Here is a 7,343-nt window from a genome sequence, read left to right as displayed (position 1 = left end):
AGGCGCGCGTTTCACCGCTCGGAGCGAGCGAAGCGAGCGGAGAGCGGCCCTTTTTCTGAACGTTTTTGCGCCGAGTGGTCCCCGCAGCGCGAGCGAAGCGAGCGCGAGGAGACCCGAGGCGGAGGAAAGCTCTATCGGTTCAGCGTGTGGACCGCCTCGCCACGCGCGTTCATCACTGCCTCCATCGACGCCTCGGCCAGCGTCGGGTGGGTGTGGACGGTCGAGGCGACGTCCTCCAGCTGGGCGCCCATCTCGATGGCGAGCGCGAACTCCGCGACCAGCTCGGAGGCCTCGGGTGCGACGATCTGGGCGCCGAGGACGAACTCCGTCTCCCCGTCGGCGACGACGCGGACGAACCCCTCGGGGTCGTCCAGTGTGAGGGCGCGGCCGGAGGCGTTCATGGGCATCTGTCCGACGACGGGCTCGAAGCCGGCCTCGGTGGCCTCGTCGGCGGTCATCCCGACGGTGGCGATCTCGGGGTCGGTGAAGACGGCGGCGGGTATGGCCTGGTAGTCGCAGGCGGCGGGCTCGCCGGCCACCACGTCGGCGGCGACCTCCCCCTCCGCGGAAGCCTTGTGCGCCAGCATCGGCTCGCCGGCCACGTCGCCGACGGCGAACACGTGGTCGAGGGCGGTCCGGCACTGGTCGTCGGTCGGGATGAACCCGTCCTCGTCGGTCTCGAGGCCGAGCGCCTCGAGGTTCATCGTGTCCGTCACGGGGTCGCGGCCGACGGCCTGGAGGATCAGGTCGGCCGCGTGCTCGGTCTCCTCGCCGTCCTCGTCGGCGGTGACGACGCGCAGGCCGGTGGGGGTCTCCTGCCAGGACTCGGCGGCCTCGCCGAAGCGGAACTCCACCCCGAGCGCCTCGGCCCGTTTCCGGACGACCCGGGAGACGTCGTCCTCGTAGGCGGGCAGCGCCGAGTCCAGCAGCTCCACGACGGTCACGTCGGCGCCGAGCTTGGCGAAGGTCGTGGACAGCTCCATCCCGATGTAGCCCGCGCCGACGACGAGCAGGCGGTCCGGCACCGCGTCCAGCGCGAGGGCGCCCGTCGAGGAGAGGACGTGCTCCCCGTCGAAGTCGAACGGGGCCGCCACCGGCCGGGAACCGGTGGCGATGAGAGCGTGCTCGAACTCGACGGACTCGCTGCCCTGGCCCTCGCCCTGGTGGGCCACCCGGACCTTGCGCTCGCTGGCGAACTCCGCGCGCCCCTCGACGAGGTTGACGCCGTTTGCCTTGCACAGCTTCTCGACGCCGCCGGTGAGCGTGTCGACGACCTCGTCCTTCCAGGCCCTCGTCCGGGCCATGTCGACGGCGGGGTCGGCGTGAACCCCCATCGCCTCGGCGTTCGCGGCCCCGTGGGCCGTGTCGGCGGCCGTGATGTACGCCTTCGACGGGATGCAGCCCTCGTTGAGGCAGGTGCCGCCGTACGCGTCCGCCTCGACGAGCGTGGTGTCGACGCCCTGCTGTGCGGCGCGGATGGCGGCCACGTAGCCACCCGGGCCCGCACCCACGACGAGGAGGTCAGTTCCGGTGGAGATGTCTCCGACGACCATGTCCGACCCTGATGGGGCCGCCACTAAAACTGGCAGGTCTTGCCGCTCGCCCCCGGGCGGTGGGCGGCGCCCTACCGGACCTTCGAGCTGGTAGCCCGCGAGAGCATGGCGACGGCGACCGCGCCCAGGGCGAGGTCCAGCGCGAGCAGCACGGCCACCGCAGGGACCAGGGTGTCGAGCGCGCCGCCGTAGCCCAGCGACACGTCGATGACCGTCATCACGTCGGCGTCGAGGATGATGGCGCGGGCAGCGTCGACACCGTAGGTCACGGGGTTCAGCATGGCGACGGTGCGGATCCAGCCCGGGAGCGACTCCAGCGGGAGGAACGCCGACGAGAGAAAGAGGAGCGGGAACTGCAGGAGGTTGGCGGCGATGATGGTCGACTCCTGGTCCCTGGTCAGCACCGCCAGCGTGTTCGAGAAGGCGATGAACCAGAGCGAGAACAGGACGCCGGCGGCGGCGATACCCACCGCGCCGACGACGCCGGTGGTGATCTCGGCGCCCAGCGCCACGCCCAGCACGAGGATGATGCCGATCTGGAGGGCGATGCGCAGCAGCTCGGCCATCGTCTTCCCGAGGAAGACCGCCGTCCGGTTCATCGGGCTGACGAGGACCTTCTCGAACATCCCCTCCTCGATGTCGTTGACGAGGCCGATGCCGGAGGTGACCGCGGCGGCAAGCGACACCTGGATGGCGATGGCGGGGACGAGATATGTCTCGTAGCTGATGCCGCCGGGGAGCGCGCCGCCCGCGACCGTGCCGAACACCTGCGTGAACAGCACGAGGAAGATGATGGGCTGGACGAGCGAGACGACGAGCACGAACGGGTTGCGCACGGCCTTCAGGTTCCAGCGCTTGAAGTTGGTCCAGACGTCGCCGAGGAAGGAGTTGGCCGAGCGCTCGGCCGTGGCCCCCTCCGCGGCGGTCGCGGCGGCCGTCTCGGACCCCTCCGTCGGCGTACTCATGGGGCCACCTCGTCGGCCGCCTCGTCCTCGGCATCGACGTGCTCGCCGGTGATGGCGAGGAACACGTCGTCGAGTGTCGGGGCACGGATGTTGAACCCGGTGACGCCGAGTCCCTCGTCCCGCAGGGCCACGAGGAGGTCCGTCCCGTGGGCGCGGGCGTCCCGGGCGGTGACGGTGATGCCGTCGGCGGTCGTCTCGACGGTCGCGTCCGCGAACAGGTCCGTCTCGTGCGCGACGGCGGCGGCGCGCTCCCGGGGGTCGTCCGGGCCACCGCTATCAACCCCCTCGGCGGCCGCGAGCTCGATGTCGAGGATCTCACCGCCGACCCGGCGCTTCAGCCCGTCGGGCGAGCCCGTCGCGACGATCTCCCCGTCGGCGATGACCGACAGGCGCTCACAGAGCTGGTCGGCTTCCTCCAGGTACTGGGTCGTGAGGAAGACGGTCGTCCCCTGCTCGTTGATGCGCCGGAAGTAGTCCCAGAGGCGGTTGCGCGCCTTCGGGTCCAGCCCGGTCGTCGGCTCGTCGAGGAACACCAGCGGCGGGCGGTGGACGAGCGCGGTCGCGGCGTCCAGGCGCTTTTTCATCCCGCCGGAGAACTCGTCGGCCTCCTTCTCGGCCACGTCCGCCAGGTCCGCGAGGTCGAGGAGCTCGTCGATGCGCTCGGCGCGCTCGCCCCGCGGGACGCCGTAGGCCTCGCAGGCGAACTGGATGTTCTCGCGGGCGGTGAGTTCGGGGTCGACGCTGGTCTCCTGGGCCATGTAGCCGATGGACTCGCGGACCTTCCGGGGCTCCGAGGCGACGTCGAACCCGTTGACTCGCACCGCACCGCCGGTCGGCGAGAGCAGCGTTGCGAGCGTCTTGATGGTGGTCGTCTTCCCGGCGCCGTTCGGGCCGAGGAAGCCGAAGAACTCCCCGCGCGGGACCTGGAGGTCGACGCCGCGCACCGCGCGAGTCCCGTCGCTGTAGGTCACTTCGATACGCTCGGCGTCGATGGCGTACTCGTGGCCGGCGTCGGCCGCTCCCGCCGCGCCGACCCCGTCCGTCCGCCGTGTCGTGTCCTGGCTCATACTGCGTGGTGTCGCACGTGTCGCGGGCGACGCGCTTCGGTCATTATCTCTAGTACAGGACCGCGGGCGGCTTATATGATGGGAGTGCACCTCGCGTGGCCCTCGAGAACGGGCCGTCGTACCGGGTCGGTACCGCCGGGCGCGTCGGAGAGGGGGTGACGGGGTCGGTAGCGGAATCGCGTCTCGAGGCGTCCGGGGGTCGAGGGCGCGATGCGCCGCCATGTGGTCGTACCCACGTTGGACGGGCACCGCCGTCCCGGGCGTCGCCGATGTCGTCGCTCCGCGGTGGCGGTGGTCGTGCCGACGCGCCGCCGGCTCCGACGTGACCCGACGGGAGCGAGCGCGCACCTCCCGGAGCGTTTGCCCACCCGGTCCGGCCGGCCTACGCGCCGGGGACGAAGCCGAGCACGCCGAACGTCTCCAGCGTCATCCAGACGAGGAACACGACGTAGAGCCCCAGCAGGACGTACGACTCGGCGACCGAGAGCGTCAGTTCCGTCCGGAGGAACCCGAAGACGATGACCGTGGCAACGGTCAGGAAACCCAGCAGCGGGATGGCGACGCCGAAGTTGACGGGGACGGCCCCGACGATGAGGACGCCGACGGGAACCGCCACGAGCAGGTCGAAGACGTTGCTGCCGAGCACGTTCGCCAGCGAGGTCTCGCCGCGGCCGTCGCGGGCGGCCCGCACCGACACCAGCGTGTCCGGCAGCGAGGTGCCGGCGGCGATGACGGTGAGCCCCCAGAGGAACGAGGGGGTCCCAAAGAACTCGCCGAAGCCGACGGCGGCCTCGACCAGTCCCTCGACGGCGACCGCGATGGTGACGAGACTGAGCGCGAGCCAGCCCCACTGCCGGGCGATGTCGATCTCGCCGGGGTCGGGGGCGTCGAAGTCAGCGGTGTCCTGGTACTGGGTGAAGACGTAGACGCCGTACAGCAACACCGGCATCGCCGCCAGCGGCCGGGTGACCGTCCCGACCAGACGGTCGGGCGTCGGGTAGTAGATGACCGCCAGCGCGAACGTGATGACGACGGCGGAGACGGCGACCATGTAGAACTGGGCCTCCTTGTAGACGATGGCGCGCGAGGCCGACACCGTGTCGCCGAGGATGCCGGAGACGGCGGGGATGACGAGCAGGTTGAACACGGCGGAGCCGACGACGGCACTCACCCCGAGGTCGAACTGGCCGGCGCCGATCGGCGGCGGGGCCGTGCTGAGCACCACACTGACGAGCTCCGGAAACGAGGAGCCGATGGCGACGACGACGGCGCCCTGGACGGCCGGCGGGAGGCCGTAGTGGGCCGAGAGCCGCTGGCTCGAGGTCTCCAGCCACCCGCTCCCCTTCCACACTACCGCGGTCGCCACGAGGGCGAGCACGACGAGTTCCACCAGCCGGAGCATCTGATGGGGGTGCGCCCCCGACCGAGTAAAACCTACCCGAACTGCCCGCCCGGGCACCCGTCCCGGCGCCCGGCGGTTCCGACCCCGGCGTCCGGGCGCCACGGTGCCGGCGTCGCTCTCGGGGAACCCTTATCTCCGGTGGCGCGGGTACGTTCAGACATGAGCGAGCGCGACGTCGACGACCGACTCGAGGTATGGTGCGCGGGCGAGGACTGGTGTCCCATCACGTCGACGGCGACCATCCTGGGCCGGAAGTGGCATCCCGTCATCATCCACCGGCTGCTGAGCGAGGGGCCACAGGGGTTCAACGCGCTGAAGGACGCCGTCGACGGTGTCTCCTCGAAGGTGCTGTCGGACTCGCTGGACGACCTGGAGGAGCACGGTCTCGTCGCGCGGGAGATCGTGAGCGAGAAACCGTTCCGGGTGGAGTATTCGCTGACCGAACGGGGCCGGTCGCTGGAGTCGGTCATCGTCGCGATGCGGGACTGGGGACAGGAGCATCTCGCGGCGCCGCCCGGCAGCTGACGTGGGCCTCGGAGTCACGGCGGGAACGCCGGCGCTGGTGTTCGGGGTCGTGTTCGCAGGCGGGTGGTAAAGGGCGTCGCCCGCTTCGGCCACGCGGTGGTCGCGACGGCCGCGCTGGCGACCGCGGTCGTCCTGCTCGTCGTGCCGACGCCGGCCGCCGACCGCTCGCCGCTGCGCGACCTCGACCGGTCGGCGTTCGTCGGGGGCCCGTCGCCGGTGCTGGTCGGGGTCGCCGTCGGGAACCGGCTGCGACCCCGTGTGCCGGACCGGTACCAGGTCGCCGGCACGCTGCCGTGGCCGTCGGTCGCGGACGTCCGGGGCCCGGGCTGAGCGGCGCTCGGGCCGAACGCTCTTGCCCGACGCCGGCGTATGGAGGCCTAATGGCTACGGACGTCATCGAGCAGGGCGAATGCGACGCCGAGGAGCTACTGGGACGCATCGAGGGCGGCGACCGGATCGTCGTCCAGACGGAGTCGTTCGGCGGGGAGCACGACCTCACCCTCCGCTTCGACGGCGACGTCTACTACTGCGACACGCCGACCCGGCTCCACAAGCACGAGGACCGCGACGGGATGCTCGAATGCATCCGGAAGTACGGCTTCTGCGAGACCTGACCGGCACGACCGTCCCGTCGACCGCCCGTTCGTGCCCCACCTTCGGTCGGAGTGTTCAGGGGGTCACCGGCAGGCCCGTCGCGCGCCGGCGGTCGGGGCCGACACGCTGTGGGCCGCCGCCAGTTGCGGAAACGGTATGCCGACCCCAGCCGAACCCGTGGCCATGGATCCGCGAATCCGAGAGCACGCCCGAATCCTCGCCGATGCCGTCGACCTGGCGGCGGGGGACAACCTCGTCATCAAGTCCGAACCCGTGGCCGAGGACCTCGTTGTCGCGCTGTACGAGGTCGCCGGCGACCGCGGCGCCCACCCAATCCACATCACGACCAACCGGAGCGGCCGCGCCATCCGGGCCTACCTCCGGGCGGCCGGGCAGTCCGACATGGAGTTCGAGACGCCACCTCACGAGGGCGACCTCGTCGAGGCGGCCGACTGCCACGTCGTCATCCGGGCGCACGACAACGTCACGGAGATGGTGGACGTGGACGACGAGGTCAACGCCGACTACGAGAGCGCACACGCGCCCATCCTGAACGAGCGCCTGACCGACCGCTGGACGCTCACCCAGCACCCCACGCCGGCCGACGCCCAGCTGGCCGAGCTGTCGACGGAGGCCTACCAGAACTTCGTCTACGACGCTATCAACAAGGACTGGGATGCCCAGCGCGAGTTCCAGGAGCACATGGTCGAGCTGCTGGACCCCGCCGAGGAGGTCCGTATCGTCAGCGGCGACACCACCGACGTCACGATGTCCGTCGCCGGCAACCACGCCATCAACGACACGAACAAGCACAACCTCCCCGGCGGGGAGGTGTTCACCGCCCCCGTCCCGGACAGCGTCGAGGGCGAGGTCCTCTTCGACAAGCCGGTCTACCGCCGCGGCAAGGAGGTCACTGGCGCCCGCCTCGTCTTCGAGGACGGCGAGGTCATCGACTACAGCGCCGAGAAGAACGAGTCGTTCCTCGGGAGCATCCTCGACACCGACCCCGGGGCGCGCCGGCTGGGAGAGCTCGGCATCGGCATGAACCGGGACATCGACCGGTTCACGTACAACATGCTGTTCGACGAGAAGATGGGCGACACCGTCCACATGGCCGTCGGCCGGGCGTACGAGGCCAACGTCGGGGAGGGCAACGAGCAGAACCAGTCCGCCCAGCACGTCGACATGATCGTGGACATGAGCGAGGACTCACGCATCGAGGTCGACGGCGAGGTCG

8 protein-coding genes are annotated in these 7,343 nt (G+C 70.7%); 4 read left to right on the top strand and 4 right to left on the bottom strand.

Features of this window, described 5'->3' with window-relative positions; genetic code table 11:
- Positions 1-131 precede the first annotated feature (131 nt).
- The 4 genes from lpdA to DP107_RS07950 form a co-directional block, all read right to left on the bottom strand.
- A complete protein-coding gene (gene lpdA / locus DP107_RS07965; protein ID WP_144261600.1) occupies positions 132-1,553 on the bottom strand; it encodes a dihydrolipoyl dehydrogenase in 1,422 nt (473 codons plus the stop codon).
- A 71-nt stretch (positions 1,554-1,624) separates the two neighbouring features.
- A complete protein-coding gene (locus DP107_RS07960; protein ID WP_144261599.1) occupies positions 1,625-2,518 on the bottom strand; it encodes an ABC transporter permease in 894 nt (297 codons plus the stop codon).
- Positions 2,515-3,585, bottom strand: a complete 1,071-nt coding sequence (locus DP107_RS07955; protein WP_144261598.1) for an ATP-binding cassette domain-containing protein — start codon at positions 3,583-3,585, stop codon at positions 2,515-2,517. The genes DP107_RS07960 and DP107_RS07955 overlap by 4 nt, the downstream gene beginning before the upstream one ends.
- Positions 3,586-3,967: 382 nt before the next feature.
- Positions 3,968-4,987, bottom strand: coding sequence for a sodium:calcium antiporter (locus DP107_RS07950; RefSeq protein WP_144261597.1), 1,020 nt, complete (start codon positions 4,985-4,987; stop codon positions 3,968-3,970).
- 159 nt (positions 4,988-5,146) lie between these two features.
- On the opposite strand from DP107_RS07950, the gene DP107_RS07945 reads away from it, so the two are divergent.
- The 4 genes from DP107_RS07945 to DP107_RS07930 form a co-directional block, all read left to right on the top strand.
- The gene (locus DP107_RS07945; RefSeq protein WP_144261596.1) at positions 5,147-5,512 is read left to right on the top strand and encodes a winged helix-turn-helix transcriptional regulator; all 366 of its coding nucleotides are present in this window, start codon (positions 5,147-5,149) and stop codon (positions 5,510-5,512) included.
- 63 nt (positions 5,513-5,575) lie between these two features.
- On the top strand, positions 5,576-5,842 hold the full coding sequence (locus tag DP107_RS07940; protein WP_144261595.1) for a hypothetical protein: 267 nt from the start codon (positions 5,576-5,578) through the stop codon (positions 5,840-5,842).
- Positions 5,843-5,892: 50 nt separating this feature from the next.
- Complete coding sequence (locus DP107_RS07935) at positions 5,893-6,126, top strand: hypothetical protein (RefSeq protein ID WP_144261594.1); 234 nt, start codon at positions 5,893-5,895, stop codon at positions 6,124-6,126.
- A 163-nt stretch (positions 6,127-6,289) separates the two neighbouring features.
- Positions 6,290-7,343: aminopeptidase (locus DP107_RS07930; protein ID WP_144261633.1), on the top strand; the 1,054-nt coding region annotated here is incomplete at its 3' end.

The organism is Haloglomus irregulare (genome assembly GCF_007421925.1).
GTDB classification, from domain to species: Archaea; Halobacteriota; Halobacteria; order Halobacteriales; family Haloarculaceae; genus Haloglomus; species Haloglomus irregulare.
Note: the sequence above shows the minus strand (reverse complement) of the source record. Positions and strands in the feature narration are given on the sequence as shown.

Excerpts from the sequence above, each read along its gene's own strand:
- lpdA (WP_144261600.1), bottom strand. The coding sequence starts at position 1,553 with ATGGTCGTCGGAGACATCTCCACCGGAACTGACCTCCTCGTCGTGGGT.
- DP107_RS07960 (WP_144261599.1), bottom strand. The coding sequence starts at position 2,518 with ATGAGTACGCCGACGGAGGGGTCCGAGACGGCCGCCGCGACCGCCGCG.
- DP107_RS07955 (WP_144261598.1), bottom strand. The coding sequence starts at position 3,585 with ATGAGCCAGGACACGACACGGCGGACGGACGGGGTCGGCGCGGCGGGA.
- DP107_RS07950 (WP_144261597.1), bottom strand. The coding sequence starts at position 4,987 with ATGCTCCGGCTGGTGGAACTCGTCGTGCTCGCCCTCGTGGCGACCGCG.
- DP107_RS07945 (WP_144261596.1), top strand. The coding sequence starts at position 5,147 with ATGAGCGAGCGCGACGTCGACGACCGACTCGAGGTATGGTGCGCGGGC.
- DP107_RS07935 (WP_144261594.1), top strand. The coding sequence starts at position 5,893 with ATGGCTACGGACGTCATCGAGCAGGGCGAATGCGACGCCGAGGAGCTA.